This is a genomic window from Jeotgalibacillus aurantiacus (genome assembly GCF_020595125.1).
GTDB classification, from domain to species: Bacteria; Bacillota; Bacilli; order Bacillales; family Jeotgalibacillaceae; genus Jeotgalibacillus; species Jeotgalibacillus aurantiacus.
In genome coordinates, this window is record NZ_JACNMS010000002.1 from 42488 (window position 1) to 59287 (window position 16800).

General features: G+C 41.9%; 17 protein-coding genes. 11 read left to right on the top strand and 6 right to left on the bottom strand.

All coding sequences use genetic code 11. The features are described from left to right. Window positions 1–211: 211 nt before the first annotated feature. Window positions 212–799 (bottom strand): 5' nucleotidase, NT5C type, encoded by a 588-nt coding sequence (locus tag H7968_RS04945; protein ID WP_227395136.1) that lies wholly within the window; start codon window positions 797–799, stop codon window positions 212–214. A 122-nt stretch (window positions 800–921) separates the two neighbouring features. Between H7968_RS04945 and H7968_RS04950 the strand changes: the two genes are divergently transcribed. Beyond that, window positions 922–1281, top strand: a complete 360-nt coding sequence (locus H7968_RS04950; protein ID WP_227395137.1) for a DUF4190 domain-containing protein — start codon at window positions 922–924, stop codon at window positions 1279–1281. An 87-nt stretch (window positions 1282–1368) separates the two neighbouring features. Here H7968_RS04950 and ispG read toward each other — a convergent pair whose 3' ends face one another. After that, on the bottom strand, window positions 1369–2469 hold the full coding sequence (gene ispG / locus H7968_RS04955; protein ID WP_227395871.1) for a flavodoxin-dependent (E)-4-hydroxy-3-methylbut-2-enyl-diphosphate synthase: 1101 nt from the start codon (window positions 2467–2469) through the stop codon (window positions 1369–1371). Window positions 2470–2579: 110 nt separating this feature from the next. Further along, window positions 2580–2705, bottom strand: coding sequence for a hypothetical protein (locus H7968_RS17995; protein ID WP_264476640.1), 126 nt, complete (start codon window positions 2703–2705; stop codon window positions 2580–2582). Between the two features lie 110 nt (window positions 2706–2815). Here H7968_RS17995 and H7968_RS04960 point away from each other — a divergent pair, with 110 nt between their 5' ends. Then, window positions 2816–4549, top strand: coding sequence for a methyl-accepting chemotaxis protein (locus H7968_RS04960; protein ID WP_227395138.1), 1734 nt, complete (start codon window positions 2816–2818; stop codon window positions 4547–4549). An 81-nt stretch (window positions 4550–4630) separates the two neighbouring features. On the opposite strand, the gene H7968_RS04965 is transcribed toward H7968_RS04960, so the two are convergent. Next, on the bottom strand, window positions 4631–5416 hold the full coding sequence (locus H7968_RS04965; protein WP_227395139.1) for a DUF1189 domain-containing protein: 786 nt from the start codon (window positions 5414–5416) through the stop codon (window positions 4631–4633). A 241-nt stretch (window positions 5417–5657) separates the two neighbouring features. Here H7968_RS04965 and H7968_RS04970 point away from each other — a divergent pair, with 241 nt between their 5' ends. The 9 genes from H7968_RS04970 (at window position 5658) to phoU (ending at window position 15632) form a co-directional block, all read left to right on the top strand. Then, entirely contained in the window at window positions 5658–7289 is a 1632-nt protein-coding gene (locus H7968_RS04970) for a Na/Pi cotransporter family protein (protein ID WP_227395140.1), read from the top strand. Between the two features lie 216 nt (window positions 7290–7505). After that, window positions 7506–7946: a DUF456 domain-containing protein gene (locus H7968_RS04975; RefSeq protein ID WP_264476641.1), complete on the top strand. Its 441-nt coding sequence runs from the start codon at window positions 7506–7508 to the stop codon at window positions 7944–7946. A gap of 118 nt (window positions 7947–8064) precedes the next feature. Continuing rightward, window positions 8065–8673: a superoxide dismutase gene (locus H7968_RS04980; RefSeq protein ID WP_227395141.1), complete on the top strand. Its 609-nt coding sequence runs from the start codon at window positions 8065–8067 to the stop codon at window positions 8671–8673. A 206-nt stretch (window positions 8674–8879) separates the two neighbouring features. After that, complete coding sequence (locus tag H7968_RS04985; protein WP_406566395.1) at window positions 8880–10991, top strand: penicillin-binding transpeptidase domain-containing protein; 2112 nt, start codon at window positions 8880–8882, stop codon at window positions 10989–10991. 238 nt (window positions 10992–11229) lie between these two features. After that, window positions 11230–12204, top strand: a complete 975-nt coding sequence (locus tag H7968_RS04990; RefSeq protein WP_227395143.1) for a PstS family phosphate ABC transporter substrate-binding protein — start codon at window positions 11230–11232, stop codon at window positions 12202–12204. Window positions 12205–12282: 78 nt separating this feature from the next. Continuing rightward, window positions 12283–13227, top strand: a complete 945-nt coding sequence (gene pstC, locus H7968_RS04995) for a phosphate ABC transporter permease subunit PstC (protein WP_227395144.1) — start codon at window positions 12283–12285, stop codon at window positions 13225–13227. A gap of 1 nt (window position 13228) precedes the next feature. Continuing rightward, the gene (pstA, locus tag H7968_RS05000) at window positions 13229–14107 is read left to right on the top strand and encodes a phosphate ABC transporter permease PstA (RefSeq protein ID WP_227395145.1); all 879 of its coding nucleotides are present in this window, start codon (window positions 13229–13231) and stop codon (window positions 14105–14107) included. A 28-nt stretch (window positions 14108–14135) separates the two neighbouring features. Beyond that, a complete protein-coding gene (gene pstB, locus H7968_RS05005; protein ID WP_227395146.1) occupies window positions 14136–14957 on the top strand; it encodes a phosphate ABC transporter ATP-binding protein PstB in 822 nt (273 codons plus the stop codon). Window positions 14958–14972: 15 nt separating this feature from the next. Next, window positions 14973–15632: a phosphate signaling complex protein PhoU gene (gene phoU / locus H7968_RS05010; protein ID WP_227395147.1), complete on the top strand. Its 660-nt coding sequence runs from the start codon at window positions 14973–14975 to the stop codon at window positions 15630–15632. 161 nt (window positions 15633–15793) lie between these two features. On the opposite strand, the gene H7968_RS05015 is transcribed toward phoU, so the two are convergent. Further along, complete coding sequence (locus H7968_RS05015) at window positions 15794–16261, bottom strand: hypothetical protein (protein ID WP_227395148.1); 468 nt, start codon at window positions 16259–16261, stop codon at window positions 15794–15796. Between the two features lie 9 nt (window positions 16262–16270). Then, window positions 16271–16621: a hypothetical protein gene (locus tag H7968_RS05020; RefSeq protein ID WP_227395149.1), complete on the bottom strand. Its 351-nt coding sequence runs from the start codon at window positions 16619–16621 to the stop codon at window positions 16271–16273. Window positions 16622–16800 lie beyond the last annotated feature (179 nt).

Consider the following 16800-nt stretch of genomic DNA (forward strand, 5'->3'; position numbering starts at 1 on the left):
ACAACACCCCCTGTGAAAATCACAGGGGGTGTTAATATGTATAAATTTAATAAAGGTTTTTTAGAAAAAATCAAATATAAGGGCAGGTGCCATCCGTAGACTCCTGCGGCAGAGGAGCGACAGGTGAGACAGCGTAATGCGGAGCATTAGCTGGCTCACCGCGCGGCCGCGGAAAGCGAAGGATGGCACCTGCCCGGTTATCTAACAACACTCATCTAAGTGATTTCTTTAAAGCCTTCTCCCACTGCATCACCCACTGATGCGCCTCAGCCCAGCTCCTTACCCTGATCACACCATCCGGGATCGGATCCTGATTATAAGGCGTATCAAACAAAATAACCGGAATCGAAAACGCCTCATGAATCATCACCGCGTTATCATGCTTATCCTCAAGAAAAAGATCAATATTGTGCTGATCCACAGCATCAAGCTTATTATGTGATCCGATTAACTCGATGTGATCATAATCAATCTCCTGCTCATCAAACCATTTTTTAGTCAGCTCCAGGTGCTGACCTCCTCTGGCACTGATAAAAAACAGTTCAAATTCCTTTTTCCAGTTTGTCAGGACTTCATCTGCGTCATTGTGTATTGGAGAGGAGCGGTAAATGTCCGCTTCTGTTTCCTGAAACCATTCTGAAAAGCGTGATGGATGAATATCAGGAAGCGCTTTGGTTAAATCATATTCCTTTATATCTTCTAACGTTAAACTGCGGTTGAAAGCCCGGTTAATATGCGGGATCAATGAAGAGGGACAGGTGACGGTTCCATCAATATCAATGCCAAGTCGCTTTTTCATGTGCAAAATCTCCTTTAATAAGCTATGTATTATTGTATCACAAATGATGAAGAATATTTTCCAGTCATAATGAAGTTTATTCATGGACACCCTAGGATTATTCCGGGAAGGAGGGGAAGTGAATGGATAATGACAAAATGGAGAAAAAAGATGAAAAAAGCCTTCAGGAAAACAGGTATGATGAAGAAATGGGCTCGGAGCTTTCGAGGGTAAGTCCTGCATGGTACACAGAGACACCTGACGATACGGAAAGAAAAAGAGATGGTGTGATTAAGAATACGAATCGTGGCATGTGGCTTGGGTATGCGTCGATCATTACGGGTATCATCGCCTTTTTTACTGCACCGGTACTATTTGGGGCACTGGCGATTATTCTTGGATTCGCAGCGAGACGATCTGACGGTAAAATGTCTGGTGGAGCAGGGATTGTGTTAGGGGCGATATCAATCGTGCTCGGACTGCTGATCTATCCATTGTTTTAACGGCTGGAATTGATGACAGACCCGGATATATATGATAAAAAGAAAAACACGGATGCAACTCATCCGTGTTTTTTTACTATGATTTGATCAGGCATTGGCTGCGGCTTCTTCAGCCTGTTTGCGGTAATGTTCTTCAGCCAGTTTATCAATTTCAACCTTAAGCTCTTCCACCATAGTTTCCTCAGGTACCTTGCGCACTGTTTTCCCTTTCATAAACAGCAGGCCTTCTCCTCTGGCACCTGCGATTCCGATATCCGCTTCACGCGCTTCACCCGGGCCGTTTACTGCACAGCCAAGCACTGCGACTTTAATCGGTGCTTTAATGGTAGAAATGTATTCCTCTACTTCGTTCGCAATTGAAATCAGATCAATTTCAATACGTCCGCAAGTTGGGCAGGAGATTAAGGTTGCCGCATTTGAAGCAAGACCAAATGACTTGAGCAGTTCTCTTGCCACTTTAACCTCTTCAACCGGATCCGCGCTCAGTGAAATACGAAGCGTATTACCGATCCCCTTACTCAGGATTGCGCCAAGACCTGCAGCACTTTTTACTGTACCTGCAAATAATGTGCCCGACTCAGTAATACCGAGGTGAAGCGGGTAGTCAAATGCTTTTGCTGCTTTTTCGTATGCTTCAATAGCCAGATTTACATCTGAAGCTTTCATCGAAACGATAATATCGTGGAAATCAAGGTCTTCCAGGATTTTAATATGATGAAGGGCACTTTCCACCATGCCGTCTGCAGTAGGATATCCGTATTTCTCGAGGATTTTCCGCTCGAGACTTCCGGCATTTACACCAATCCGGATCGGGATGTTCTTTTCCTTGGCTGCTTTTACAACAGCTTCGACCTTCTCACGGCGACCGATATTACCAGGGTTAATCCGGATTTTATCCGCTCCGCCTTCAATAGCTTTTAAAGCCAGCTTGTAATCAAAATGAATATCAACGACAAGCGGGATATTAATTCGCTTTTTAATTTCAGGAATCGCATCAGCCGCACGCTCATCCGGACATGCTACACGGACAATCTGACAGCCGGCTTCCTCAAGACGTTTAATTTCAGCAACCGTTGCTTCAACGTCATGCGTTTTAGTTGTTGTCATACTTTGAATGACTAATTCATTGTTACCGCCAATAGTTAAATCCCCGACTTTAACGGGACGAGTGTTTGAACGATGTGTAATTTCACCCAAAGGTATTCGCTCCTTTTTAAGCATCCTATAATATTGTTTCTTCTTTATTCTAACAGTGTTGAATCAGCATGTACAAGAAAATGAGTGTGCAGAAGATTTTATTACAGCTCACATTCCGTTATCTCTGTGATTTTAAATAATGATGGATCAATGGAACCGGTTGTCAGATCCCAGTAACAGCTGTACAGACTGATGATCAGTAATAAAAACAGCAGCAATTTTTTCATCGAATCCTCCATCTAGACGTTTTTATTTACAAAGACTTAACAAACAGGTTATGGAAAATTAAAAGAAATTAGTGATAATAGACCTATAAAACAGTTGGGGGAAATATGACATGAAAACGCGCATTTTAGAACTGTCACGGAAATTAAAGAAGTATTGGAAGGCTGGTTTAAGCCGGGTTCTTGGAAAGCTTTCTTTATCATTAAGATTAACGGTCGTTTTAATGATGTTAATAGTAGGATCAACTGCTTACATAGGTGTAATGGGATATAACGCCTCAGTAGAATCGGCTGAGAAACTGATGGCCCAGAGGCTGGAACGGGAAGCGACGATCGCAAATGAACTCGTGAAAAATGCCATGCTCGCCTATCCAGGAAATGAAGAGCAGTTTTTAAATAAAACGAAACAATTGATAAACCAGCAGAAGGCGAACCTGTCACAGGATGGACTTGCCGCTTCCATTTTTCTACTGACGCCTGAAGGGCCACAGCCTTTAACCGCAGATACACCATTGACCCTTCCGGAGGAACTGCAGACGTCTATATTGTCGGAGGGGAAGGGAACCACGGATGGTGAAGTGGGTGGAGAGCGCTATACGCTTTCTTACTTCAACATTCAGGAGTTGAAAGGAATCTATACGATTGCGATTCCAAAAGAAAATTATTTAAGTGAACAGACAGCACTTGCAGGCTCTATCATCAGAACAGCCGTTATCACAAGCTTAATCGCATTTATTTTAATGATGCTGACAGTCCGTTCCATCAGTCGTCCCATCTCATTACTGCGTGAAGAGATGAGAAAAGTGCGTAACGGAGATTTCACAGGTGGTCGTCTCAAGATCCAGACAACGATTCCTGAGATTGTGTCTCTGCAGAAAAGCTATACCGTTACAATACATACAATAGGTAATCTGATCACTGAACTTCTGCATACAGGTGATCAGTTAAATCAGTCAGGAATCAGTCTGCGTAAAAGCTCGGATGAACTTGTTCATTCACTTTCTCCAATTAAACAAAAAGTAAATGGTATTCATCTTGGTGCAGAGGATACAGCAAAAGAGTCAGGCAAAAGCCTGTCCGCCTTTTACAATATGTCGGAACAGCTCAATCTTATGCTCGCTGATTTACAGGAATTAAATGAAATTAATTCACTGCTGAAGGAAAAAAGAATTGACGGGGAAAAAAGCGTTGATCAATTAAAAGCGGCCATGGAACAGGCAGTCGTGAAAATGATGCCGCTGAAAGACACGATCGTACAAATGAGAAAACAGGCTGAAGTGTCGAACGAAGCGGCTCTTTTTATCAAAACCATCGCAGACAAAACACGTCTTCTCTCATTAAATGCATCTATTGAGGCAGCCCGGGCTGGAGAAAGTGGAGCGGGATTTGCAGTCGTGGCAAAAGAAGTCGGGATGCTTGCTGAGCAGTCATCAAAAGCCGTTCAAAATATCGATGAGTCTATGGCATTTCTTCAGGAGATCAGCAGGCGGACGGAGCATGACTTCCTGTTAATTGCCGATGAGTCAAAACAGACGCTCGATGAATCATTACATGGACTATCCTTCTTCAATGAAATGGTGTCGCAAATTGAAGAATCTGAAAGCAGAATTGAAGAACTGCAGGAACAGGCAACGCTCTTTAAAGAAACCCTGCCACAATTGAAGGAGACAACAGAATCCGTTTCTGCTATAGCTGAAAAAACACACAGCCGGACAGCCGAAATGAACGGCATGATTGCACAGCAGGAGCGGCGTATTCTTGAATCATCAGAAATCGCTGGAAGGCTGTATGAGCTGTCCACTCATTTAAAAACAGCTACGCTCAGCAATAAAGAAGAAGCGTCATAAAAATAGTGCCGGTTCGTTTCTCTTACAGGAGAATCGAACCGGCTCTTATTGTATTTATAAATAATCTGGTCAGCCTTAAGCCTAAGCTGTCTCTTTTGTTTTCCTCTTAGGCTTGGGAATCTCTTTAATCGCCAGGTATAGCACCATCGTTGTGACAAACCAGTTAATTAAAGTCGCAAACGGAATCACGGAACCCGCAATATCCGTAATCAGGAAAAACGTAACCGGCAGTGTTGAACTGTATGCAGCAATTCTGAAGCTCTGGCGGTGCACAAGTCTGCGCTCTGCTGATTTGGCCATAATCGTTCCAATCCATGCGAAAAATAAAGTTTTAATAAAAAGCAATCCTGCGCCAATAATATAAATGAATAAAAAGATAAACGCATAAATAATCACTTTTGCTCCTTCTATAGAAGAAAGAAGCGAGGAGAGACCTTCGTTACTGAATGTGAACCCTGTAAAGGTGCTGTATGGATATTCCTGCACACCTGCACCGGCTGAAACTGCAACGCCGTCTCTAAGCAATGCCGCCGTATTAAGAGTGCCCTGTAAATCCTCTGCCGACATTTCTCCGGTACCATCAACAATAATCGTAAATCCGCTGTTTCGGATCGTCACTTCTTCATCTGTTTCTGTCTGAAGGGTGCCGTCTGTTACTTCAAAAGCCGGCATCTGTTCTCTCAGAATTTCATCTCCTTCATTAAAGACCGTATTGCCGACTGAGATGATCTGTACCATGGCAGGAATGGAACTGATAAATGCGAGAATGAATAAATATAAAATGGTTTTTCCAATTCCCTGAAACCTGAAGCGGGAAATATCTTTCGGTGAGTATAAGCTTTTATAAAACTGTTTAAAAATATTCAATGCGTGAACCCCCAACTGATAACGCTCTATAGTAGTTATATTGTACGTTTATAAGCGTTCAGAGGGCAAATGAACGATTCGTGAATAAGGAACCTTTGTAACATTATTGTAATATAAAGCCTCTATTATTAACCGATTGTAAAGATTTTATTTTACCCCTTTACTTATATCGTTAAAAGAATTAATAATTGTGGAGGGTTTTCAAGAAGTTTGTCTAAATTTGTTTACAGGGGTTGAAAACATGGAAGTGAATTGGCAAGAAGTCTTCTTTATGTTTATCGGGGGACTTGGGATCTTTCTTTTTGGTATTAAAACAATGGGAGACGGACTTCAAAAGTCTGCCGGGGATCGTCTGAGAGCGATTCTTGACCGTTTTACAACAAATCCATTCATGGGTGTGTTAGCAGGTATTGTCGTAACGATCCTGATTCAGTCGAGTTCAGGAACAACCGTTATCGTCATCGGATTGGTAAGTGCCGGGTTTATGACACTCCGCCAGGCAATTGGAGTTATCATGGGGGCAAACATCGGTACAACTGTTACTGCGTTTATCATTGGATTTGATATTGGTGCCTATGCACTTCCGATTATTGCTGTCGGTGCATTCTTACTCTTCTTCGTGAAGAAAGCACAGTTAAATAATCTTGGACAGGTCTTTTTTGGTTTTGGTGCTCTTTTCTATGGACTTGAGTTAATGGGAGAGGGAATGAAGCCACTTCGTGAGCTTCAGACATTTATTGATCTGACTCAGAGCATGAGTGAAATTCCGATTCTTGGTGTGGTTGTTGGTACGGTATTTACAGTGATCGTACAAAGTTCAAGTGCAACGATCGGGATTTTGCAGAGTTTATATTCCGAAGGTCTAATTGAACTTGATGCAGCATTACCAGTACTTTTTGGAGATAACATTGGTACAACGATTACGGCAGTATTGGCCTCAATTGGTGCTTCTGTAGCAGCCAGAAGAGCGGCCGCCGTTCACGTGATGTTCAACGTAATTGGATCAACATTATTCTTAATCCTGTTGATTCCGTTCACGTCATTTATCGTTTGGATCGATCAGTTCCTACAGCTCGAACCTGCGATGCAGATCGCTTTTGCACACGGAACATTTAATATCGTCAATACGTTGATTCAATTCCCGTTCATTGCAGTTCTTGCACTGATTGTAACGAAGCTTGTGCCAGGTCAGGATGTTCTTGTGGAGTTCAAACCAAAACACCTTGATCCACACTTTATTGAACAGTCACCTTCCATTGCGCTTGGTCAGGCGAAGGAAGAAGTTCTTCGAATGGGACAGTTTGCTGTTCAGGGATTAAATGAGTCTTATGAGTACTTGAAAACGAAAAATAAGAAAAACGCTGAACTCGGTTATCAGGTCGAGGATGCGATTAATAATCTTGATAATAAAATTACAGAATATCTTGTAAAGCTTTCTGCAACTCAGCTTTCTGCGCAGGAATCAGAACGCCATTCAATCTTGATGGATACAGTGCGTGATATCGAGCGCATCGGTGACCACTTTGAAAATGTGATTGAACTTGTTGATTATCAGCAGGCCAACAAAGTGAAGCTGACTGAGGATGCAATGGAAGATTTAAATGAAATGTTCACATTAACGATTGAAGCTGTCTCACAGGCAATTGAAGCACTTGATGCAAATGATCAGGCACTTGCCCGTACGGTAGCAGAGAAAGAAGATTTAATCGATAAAATGGAGCGTAAATTCCGTAAAAAGCATATTGTCCGTCTGAACGAAGGTCGTTGTACCGGACAGGCCGGCATTGTGTTTGTAGATATCGTGTCAAATCTTGAGCGAATCGGTGACCATTCTGCCAACATTGCTGAAGCAGTACTTGGTATTCGTAACTAATCATTTGAAAAAGCCGGCCTCTGCCGGCTTTTTTGTTGATTAATTTTTATTTTAAGATATATCTATACCTCGTTATCCTTATTGGGGCAAGCTATGATGTGTTTATTCATTGATGAAACTTTTTAATTTGAATCACGTATATAAACTGTTAAGTATTATTAAAAGGAGTGAACTATTATAGAACCTTTATTTTGGGTTATCATCATTCTTTCATTTATGATTGCGTTTGTCGGCCTTGTTTATCCCATCATTCCGAGTGTTGTCTTTATCTTACTTGGATTTATTCTATATGGCGTGTTCTTTTCGTTTGAACCGTTTAACTGGCTGTTCTGGACGATCCAGGGGCTGTTTATTATCCTGCTGTTCGGAGCGGATTACGTGTCAAATATGTTTGGCGTCAAAAGGTTTGGTGGTTCAAAAGCCGGGATCTGGGGAAGTACAATCGGTCTTTTAATCGGCCCTTTTGTCATTCCGGTGCTCGGGATCATCGCCGGTCCTTTTATTGGAGCGGTAGCAGGTGAACTGATCGTGAATCGGACAGAATTTAAACAGGCAGTTAAAATCGGATTCGGATCTCTTATTGGATTTATCACGTCCGTTGCCACAAAAGGGACGGTTCAGGCAGTGATGATCCTGATTTTTGTCCTATTCATATAGTAAGTGTCTAATGTAAGAGCTTATTAATTGAATGCTTCTTTGTTATTTGGTAATCTGAAACAGATGAAACCGCTACTTGCGGACAAAAAAACAGACTACATACAGGAGGAATTCAATTATGGCTTACACATTACCAGATTTACCTTACTCTTATGATGCACTAGAACCGCATTTTGACAAGGAAACAATGAATATCCACCACACAAAGCACCACAATACTTACGTAACAAAATTAAACGATGCGCTGGAAGGCCACGACGATCTTCAGTCGAAATCAATTGATGAGCTTGTTGCAGATCTTAACAGCGTACCGGAATCAATCCGTACAGCAGTCCGCAACAACGGTGGTGGACACGCTAACCACTCATTCTTCTGGAAGATCCTTTCTCCAAATGGCGGAGGAGAGCCAACAGGTGATCTTGCTTCAGCGATCAATGACAAGTTCGGCAGCTTTGACAAATTCAAAGAAGAATTCGCTGCTGCTGGCGCAGGCCGCTTCGGTTCAGGCTGGGCGTGGCTTGTTGTCAATAACGGAGAGCTTGAAGTAACAAGCACACCAAATCAGGATTCACCGCTGACAGATGGTAAGACGCCAATCCTTGGTCTTGATGTTTGGGAGCACGCATACTACCTGAAGTATCAGAACAAGCGTCCTGACTACATCAACGCTTTCTGGAGCGTAGTGGACTGGAATGCAGTTGATAAGCTTTACGCTTCAGCAAAATAATAACGCTCAAAAATCTTCTGCCTGTTGACAGGCAGAAGATTTTTTTGACCTTTTCGTGAAAAAGGACATTCCTCTCTGGCGAATATTTCATTTTTCTTATAAGATAATAGAAGTAAAGAATTAGGAAGGGAGGCTCTTCATTGACAAAGAACCCATCCCGAAGCCAAAAAACGAAAAAGAAGAAAAAGAATTTTTTATCCAACCGGATGAATATTTTGTTCTTTGCAGTATTTGTGATGTTCTCAATGCTGATCTTAAGGCTCGGTGTATTACAAATTGTTAACGGTGAGGATTTTTCACGTCAGCTGGAGCGAACGGAGGAAGTTGTCGTTAATTCCAGTGTGCCACGCGGAAAAATCTTTGACCGTAATGGTAAAGTAATTGTTGATAATAAACCTGTCAATGCGATTACATACACGAAAACACAGCAGACTGAGCAGGAAGAAATGCTAATGGTCGCTGAACGTTTGGCGGGTATGATTGAAATGGATACGGACAGTATTACGCTTCGTGATAAACAGGATTTCTGGATCCGGGAAAATGAAGAACGTGCGAAGGCAAAAATTACAGAAGAAGAACAGGCTCTATATGATGAAGGAGAGCTCGAACAGAACGAATATGATGCGCTGATCAGAGAGCGTATCACGGAAGAGGAGTTAGCTGAACTCACTCCACAGCAGCTGGAGGTTCTCGCTGTTTTCAGAGAGATGCAGACGGGATATAATCTGTCGCCTCAAATTATTAAAAATGAAGGTGTTACGGACGAAGAGTTTGCAACAGTGAGTGAACATCTCGGTTCGCTGCCTGGTGTGAATACGACTGTTGACTGGGAGCGTGAATATCCATATGGAGATGTGTTGCGCTCTGTACTGGGAAGTGTGCGCGCAATACCAGAAAACAAACTGGAATACTATTTAGCCAGAGATTATGCCCGAAATGACCGCGTAGGTACAAGTTATCTGGAGCTGCAATATGAAGAGGTGCTCCAGGGGCAAAAATCAAAAGTAAGAACAATCACAGATAAAGCAGGGAACGTCATTGATTCTCAGCTTATCCAGGAAGGTGAGCGCGGGAAAGACCTTGTTCTTTCTATTGATATAGAACTTCAGAAAGAGCTCGAAAAAATCGTTGAGGACGAACTGATCCGCCTTAAACAAAATCCTGGACGTAATCTGCTCGACCGTTTGTTTTTCGTCATGACCGATCCATTCACCGGTGAAATTCTGGCGATGGTAGGGAAACAATATGTAGAAACAGATACAGGATATGAGATTCAGGATTACCACATTGGAACATTTACGAGTGCTTATGAGGCTGGATCTAGTATTAAGGGAGCAACTATACTTGCCGGTTATCAGGATGGTGCAATTGAACCGGGCTACACGATGTACGATCGACCGTTTGAAATAGCAAGTACCCCTGTAAAATCATCCTGGTTTTCTCCAAGAACAATGACAGATTTGTATGCTCTTGAAAAGTCATCAAATGGTTATATGTTCGATATAGCGATTAAAATAGCTGGAGCCAACTATCGTCCTAACCAGCCAATTGATATTGGTCCTAGTGCCTTTACTAAAATGAGAAATTATTATGCGCAGTTTGGTCTAGGAAGTGAAACAGGTATAGATCTGCCAGGAGAAAGTGTGGGTTATCAAACTAACAATCCAGCTGACCTAAACCCAGGTAAATTGCTAGATTTAGCTATTGGTCAGTTTGATACATATACACCAATGCAAATGGTGCAGTATGTATCGACAATTATTAATGGTGGAAACAGAGTAGCTCCTCAAATTGTAAAGGAAATTCGGGAACCAAGCTCTGATAATGAAACACTTGGCCCAATCGTAAAAGCAACGAAACCAGAAGTATTGAATAAACTTAACAACACTGAGTATGAATTAAATCGTATTAAAGAAGGTTTCTACAGGTCATTTAATGGAACCGAAGGAACAGGTCGTGATTTTATCGGTAACGGTTATGTAGCTGGTGGTAAAACCGGTACTGCCGAGGTAGTTTACTTCGGACCAAAATATAATGACCTCTACCGTTCACGAGACCTTCCACCACCTGAAACGACAAACTCTACTTTAGTCGGTTTTGCACCTTTTGATCAGCCGGAAGTGTCTTTCTCCGTAATGGCACCCTGGGTATATCCAAACGATGGCACGGACAGACTGCGTGAAGACGTAAACGAAAACCTAGGTACCGCTGCCCTTGCGAAATACTTTGAGCTCCGCGAAAAACGGATGAACGAAGAAGGAGCAGAAGAGAATCAGCAGGTCGAAGTGACGGCTGAACAGGCAGAAGAAGGACAATAATAAATACAAAAAAACCTGAATTTCTAGCTGAAATTCAGGTTTTTTTATATTTCAAGGGAATTTGTTATCTGTTTTATGAGCCCTCTATCCCTTTATATATCAATATTTATGGCGTTTTATTCGACAAAGTCCGACCAATTTACAAAACCTTTACACTTCATTTATATGAGATTAATAGAGAACCGTTATTGTATTACCTGTAGGACAAATCAACCAAACCTTTAGGAGGAATTACAGAATGAAAAGTGTAAAGTACTTGGCAATGTCAACAATCTTAGGTTCCGCGGTATTTCTTGCTGCATGTGGTGAAGAAGACGCAGCAACGGGTAACGATGGGGATGCAGGTTCTGGCTCAGGAAGCGCAGAGCTTGAAGGTCAAGTACAAGGTGACGGATCTTCAACTGTAGCACCAATAATGGAAGCGATCGTGGAAGAATATTCAGCTACACAGCCTGGTGTTCAGGTATCATCTGGGGTTTCAGGAACTGGTGGCGGTTTTGAAAAATTTATCGCTGGTGAAACAGCGTTCTCAAATGCATCACGTGAAATTTCAGAAGAAGAAGTTGCAGGGCTTGAAGAAGCTGGAATTGACTTCACTGAAGTTGAACTTGCATATGACGGTTTAACAGTAGTAGTCAGCCAGGAAAATGACTGGGTAGACTACTTGACAGTAGAAGAATTAAAAGAAATGTGGGTTGAATCTGGAGAAGAAAAAACATGGGCTGATATCCGTGAAGGCTGGCCGGAAGAGCCAATCGAGTTTTACTCACCGGGTACTGACTCAGGTACGTATGACTACTTCAATGAAGTAATTCTTGAAGAAGAGGATATCGTACGTTCTGCAACTCTTTCAGAAGATGACAACGTACTAGTACAAGGTGTACTTGGTTCACCAAATGCGATCGGTTACTTCGGGTATGCTTATTATCTTGAAAATCAGGATACGTTAAAAGCTGTTCCAATCGACAACGGTGAAGGTCCGGTTGAACCAAATAATGAAACAATTGAGTCTGGTGAATATGCTCCACTATCTCGTCCACTGTTCACATATGTAAGCAACTCTGCAGTTGCAGAAGATCCAGCTACTGCTGACTTCGTCAAGTTTGCGATTGAAAATGCAGCTGAACTTGCAGAAGCAGTAGGTTATGTAAGTGCACCACAGGAAGTATATGACGAAGATATGGCAACAATTGAAGAACTTGCAGGTGAATAATTAAATAAGAGCCGGGAAGCGCGAAGGTCGCGCTTCTCGTCTCATCATGTTCTTGGATAAATAAGGAGGTTTTCAATCATGGCAATGAATGAACCAAAACAGATTTCGGTTCAGGAATTGATCGCTCAGAAAAGCAATAGGGGTCTTCTGGCGTTCACTGAAAAATTAATACCTAAACTTTTATTGGCAATTGCAGTTGTTTCGGTATTAACAACAATTGGAATTGTATTCACACTGATTTTTGAAACGATCACATTTTTTACTCAGGTAAATATTTTTGACTTTTTAACAGGGACCGAGTGGTACCCATTTGCTAACTCAACACCAACCTATGGGATTCTTCCATTAATTGTTGGAACTTTAAAGATCACAATAATTGCTACACTGGTTGCGGGTCCGATTGGCATTGCAACAGCCATTTATTTGAGTGAGTATGCGAGTGATCGCGTGAGACGGATTGTTAAGCCTGTACTTGAAGTTCTTGCAGGTGTACCGACAATCGTTTATGGATTCTTCGCGCTGACGTTTGTGACGCCGATCCTGCGTTCTGTTTTCCCAGAGATTGCGATCTTTAATGCAGTCAGCCCGGGAATTGTCGTAGGGATCATGATTATTCCAATGATTGCTTCTCTTTCTGAAGATGCGATGTCATCTGTACCGAATGCTATGCGAGATGGTGCTTATGCGTTAGGTGCAACGAAGCTTGAGGTTGCATTGAAAATTGTGTTGCCTGCAGCCTTATCAGGAATCGTGGCATCGACTGTACTTGCTATTTCACGTGCTATTGGTGAGACGATGATTGTAGCTGTTGCAGCAGGCTCAACACCTGGATTTAACTGGGATGTTACAGGTTCCATTCAGACGATGACGGCTTACATCGTACAGGTAACAACGGGTGATGCCGGATATGGAACAACGATTTACTACAGTATTTATGCGGTAGGATTCACGTTATTCATATTCACATTACTAATGAACATGCTGGCACAGTTTATCTCCAAGCGCTTTAGAGAGGAGTATTAAAATGAGGTATATTAATCATGAGGAAGTCGCGGTGCGGACAAAAAAAAGACTGACGAAAAATACGCTGCTTAAAGGTGTCTTTGCTGCAGCAACTGCGTTTGGTCTGATCGTCCTTGCGATTTTACTATATCGTATTATCACTCAAGGAAGTGGCTATCTGAGCTTAGACTTCTTTACAAGCTTTGCCTCCCGTATTCCGGAAGATTCAGGGATTAGAGCTGCTATAGCGGGCTCTATTTATTTAATGCTGGTTGTGGCTCCTGTTTCCATGTTTTTAGGAGTTGGAACAGCAATCTATCTTGAAGAATACGCAACAAAAAATAAGTTTAACGATTTAATTAAAGTAAATATTTCAAATCTTGCAGGAGTACCTTCCGTTGTATTCGGTTTACTTGGACTGACAATCTTTGTGCGGTTCTTTGATCTTGGTATTTCAATACTTGCTGCAGGACTAACGATGAGTCTACTAATTCTGCCAATTATTATTGTTGCATCACAGGAAGCGATCAGAGCGGTTCCGAATGAGCTGCGAGAAGCTTCATTTGCAATGGGTGCTACAAAGTGGCAGACAATTTTACGCGTTGTACTTCCGGCATCCATTCCTGGGATTCTGACTGGAAGCATTCTTGCTCTGTCACGAGCAATTGGTGAAACAGCACCGCTTGTCGTAATCGGGATCCCAACCATTCTTTTCTTTATGCCGGAAGGAATCATGAGTACGTTCACTGCACTGCCAATGCAGATTTTTGACTGGACAAAACGTCCACAGGTTGAATTCCATGATGTCGCTGCCGCGGGGATCATCGTATTGATGGCATTGCTGATTATCATGAATTCAATTGCAGTATTTATCCGAAACAAATATCAGAAGCGTTATTAATTTATTTGGGTGAAGGGAGCTTTTCAACATGACAACGAAAATTAAAACTGCATCAGATGTACTTGAAAATAAGGAGCCTAATGTAACAGGGCCAAAAGCATCTGTTTATAAGACGAATCAGCTTAACCTTTGGTACGGGTCTAACCACGCACTTAAAAACATCGACCTAGATATTAAAGAAAACGAAGTAACAGCGATTATCGGGCCATCAGGATGCGGTAAATCAACTTATATTAAAACACTAAACCGTATGATTGAGACGATTCCATCTGTAAAAACATCAGGTGAAATTATTTACCGTGACCGAAATATCTTTGGTAAGGATTATCAGGTAGAAGAGCTTCGCACAAAGGTAGGAATGGTGTTCCAGAAGCCGAATCCATTCCCGAAGTCTATCTATGATAACATTGCGTACGGCCCACGTATTCACGGAATCAAAAACAAAAAAATTCTTGATGAAATCGTTGAAAAATCACTTCGTGGTGCAGCGATCTGGGATGAAGTAAAAGACCGTCTTCAGGAGAATGCTTATGGTTTATCAGGTGGACAGCAGCAGCGTATTTGTATTGCACGCTGTCTGGCGATTGAGCCTGACGTTATCCTGATGGACGAGCCTACTTCAGCTCTTGACCCGATTTCTACATTGAAAGTAGAAGAGCTCGTACAGGATCTTAAAAAAGACTACAGCATCATCATCGTGACGCATAACATGCAGCAGGCAGCACGTATTTCTGATAAGACAGCCTTCTTCCTGAACGGAGAAGTGGTGGAATATGATGAGACAAATAAAATTTTCTCAAATCCATCAGATTCAAGAACAGAAGATTACATTTCAGGCCGATTCGGATAATAGGGGGATTAAAGGATGTCAGTAAGAGAAAAGTATGAAGCGGATTTACAGCTGCTAAATGACAGAATTATTGAGCTTGGGGAGTTTGCTCATCGTGCATTAGGACGTTCACTTGAAGCGCTGGAAGGTCATAATATTGATCAGTCTCTGGCGATCATGGATGAAGATATTAAAGCCAACCGCTTAGAAGAAGAAATTAATGATCAGGCAATCCTGCTCATTGCCAAGCAGCAGCCCGTTGCGACAGATCTTCGACGCGTAATCGTAGCGATTAAAATCGCTGCAGACCTCGAAAGAATTGCGGACTTTGCTGTAAATATTGCAAAATCAACGATCAGAATCGGAAATGACGCTCTTGTTAAACCGATCGAAAATATTGATCAGATGTACAGAAAGACTGCAGAAATGATTGAGCTTGTCTTAGAAGCATACCGTGATGAAGACATCATTAAGGCAAAGCAGATTGCAGAGCTTGATGATAAAGTAGATGCACTGTATGGTCAGACCATCCAGGAGCTGCTCTCAGTGAGCGCGACAAATCCGGACAAGCTGCCACAGATCACTCAGCTGTCATTCATCTGCCGTTACCTGGAACGTGCAGCAGATCACGTAACCAACATCTCAGAGAATATCTTCTACCTTGTTAAAGGGACAAGATACGAGTTGAATAAGTAATCTAAAAAAGCTGGCACAATTGTGCCAGCTTTTTTTAGATGCCAATTCACTCGTAGATTCACTTCATCCAAAATTTTAATGAATATCGATGTGGATTACATCCGAAAAGTACCGGAAGAATCCCCCGGTACGATTTTCAAAACGATTACCTGCATTATACTTTACTGTGTAATCATCTCTGCGATTTCCTGAGGCGTCATAGATGAGTTAAGGTCATATTGACCAATCTGAATCTGGTCTGTCAGGTCATTATCCGTTAAGTACTGCTCAAATTCCCCGTTATCCTCAATTAATTCATACTCCACCAACAGATCCCGTATATCAGGTGTTGTCATACCGGATTCAATGGAAAGGATGAAACGGGTCGTTGCCGGAGCTTCTCCTTCAGCAGTCTCCTCTGCCGGAGTTTCTTCTGCAGCTGCAGCTTCTTCTGCAGCGAGTGCCCTGTCTTCCCACTCTGTAAGTTCCTGCTGTAGGGTTTCGTATTCTTCGTTAGACAGGATAACATCAGTTTCTTCTATTAAAGTGTTTTCATCCGCTGACTCTCCTGTCAGTTCATTTGCACTGTATAAGAGCAGGGAGGCGGAAATAAATCCGATTCCCAGTGTACGCATTGATCTTTTATCCATATCGATGCCTCACGATCTGTTTTTGATCAGGGTTTTGACTTCGCTGACCGGCAGAGATGATAAGTTTGAAATCTGCTCAGCTTTTAACCCTTGTTTATGTAGTGATAGGACCTGATTTACAATGATTTCATTGACAGGTTTTGATTTTTTTACAGCTGTTTTTACGGGTCTGCTGTTTTCAATCATGAGTTCTTCTTCAAGCAGTTTCGTCCGTTTTTTCAGCTGATAGAGCTCCTGATAAAGGTTCATGGAAAGGTCCTGCAGCTCTTCTTCATTTTGCTTAGATCGGTCTTTTATGAAAAATGAAATGATCAGAAACAGCATTCCGATACCTGCCGTCACAACATATGTCCACTCCATTGTCATCACCTCCAAAAGTTTACGGGTATAATTGTATCATGTCTTGTAAGGCAGGGAATATAAGGTGAAAATAAAAAGTGTAATTCATGAAATGACAGTAGATTTTTTTTATTGTTAATGGTATTATTGAAAAGTCGTATGAATCGAAATGAAGTTATGAAATAGCATTTGAATGTTTG